The 1,310-nt window shown below is 56.7% G+C and carries 1 protein-coding gene; it reads right to left on the bottom strand.

Annotated features, from left to right (window positions below):
* Positions 1-60: 60 nt before the first annotated feature.
* Positions 61-1,148, bottom strand: a protein-coding gene (locus CNQ84_RS20200; protein ID WP_096006537.1) for an IS3 family transposase whose coding sequence is annotated in 2 segments (ribosomal slippage) — positions 61-896 and positions 896-1,148 — 1,089 coding nt in all. Because the reading frame shifts where the segments join, the coding sequence is not laid out codon by codon here.
* Positions 1,149-1,310 lie beyond the last annotated feature (162 nt).

Below are 1,310 nucleotides of genomic sequence, written 5' to 3'. Positions count from 1 at the left end.
ATAAAAAAGTAGCGCTGCCAGGGTAATCCCCCCATTTTTAGTACTCGCCAGAAGTAGAGGTCAGGCCGCAAGGGCCAACTTCTGTTTGGGGGGGATGCCACCCAGGGCCATGTTTGGCCGTTCGTGATTGTATATCCATACCCAGCGCGTTGCATGCTCCTGCACCTCGGCAATGGACTCGAACAAGTAATGCCCCAGCCAGTCATAACGCACCGTGCGGTTGTAGCGCTCGACGTAGGCATTCTGCTGTGGATTACCAGGCTGGATATGCTCCAGTCGAATGCCGTGCTTTTCCGCCCATAGCACGAGCTTGCTGCTGATGTATTCCGGACCATTGTCGCTGCGGATAACTTGGGGCTTGCCACGCCACTCGATCACTTGATCCAGTGCGCGCACCACCCGCTCTGCCGGCAATGACAGATCGATATCCATGGTCAGGGCCTCGCGGTTGAAGTCGTCGATCAGGTTGAACAGGCGGAAGCTGCGACCGTCGGCCAACTGATCGTGCATGAAGTCCATCGACCAGCAGTGGTTGATTGCCTCCGGCACGGCCAATGGCTCGGGCTTCTCTCGCACGATGCGCTTGCGCGGCTTGATCCGCAGGTTCAACTCCAGCTCCCGATAGATCCGGTACACCCGTTTGTGATTCCAGCGATAACCTTTCACGTTGCGCAGATACAGGAAGCACAGGCCGAAACCCCAGTTGCGTTGGTTATGTGTGAGTCGGATCAGGTGATCGGCGATCTCGGCATTTTCTGCCGACAACCGTGGCTGGTAGCGATAGCAGGTCGTGCTGATGCCAAACGACACACACGCCAGTTTGATGCTGACCTTGCCTGAGGTAACCGCGTGTTGCGCCATCTCTCGTCGCCGAGATGGCTTCACCACTTTTTTGCCATCGCCTCCTGGATGATCTCGGCCTTCAGGCGCTCCTCGGCATACATCTTCTTCAGACGACGATTCTCCTCCTCCAGCTCGCGCAGTCGAGCCATTAACGAGGCGTCCATGCCACCGAACTTGGCGCGCCATTTGTAGAAGGTCGCCGAACTGATGCCATGCTCGCGGCACAGTTCAGGCACGGGGCTGCCGACTTCAGCCTGCTTGAGGATGGCGATGATTTGACTGTCCGAAAAACGCGATGTCTTCACGCAAAATTTCCTTGATCCGATTAGGAGAAAATTCTACTTCTGACGAGGGCTGATTTCAGGGGGGATTACCGTAGCTATCGCCCCTTGCTGCCAACCAGGGTGAACCGCCCCGGGTTTCGCGGAGGCTCCACCCTTTGAGAGAATGGAGCCCATATGAGCAAG

Source organism: Pseudomonas abyssi, from assembly GCF_002307495.1.
GTDB classification, from domain to species: Bacteria; Pseudomonadota; Gammaproteobacteria; order Pseudomonadales; family Pseudomonadaceae; genus Halopseudomonas; species Halopseudomonas abyssi.
Note: the sequence above shows the minus strand (reverse complement) of the source record. Positions and strands in the feature narration are given on the sequence as shown.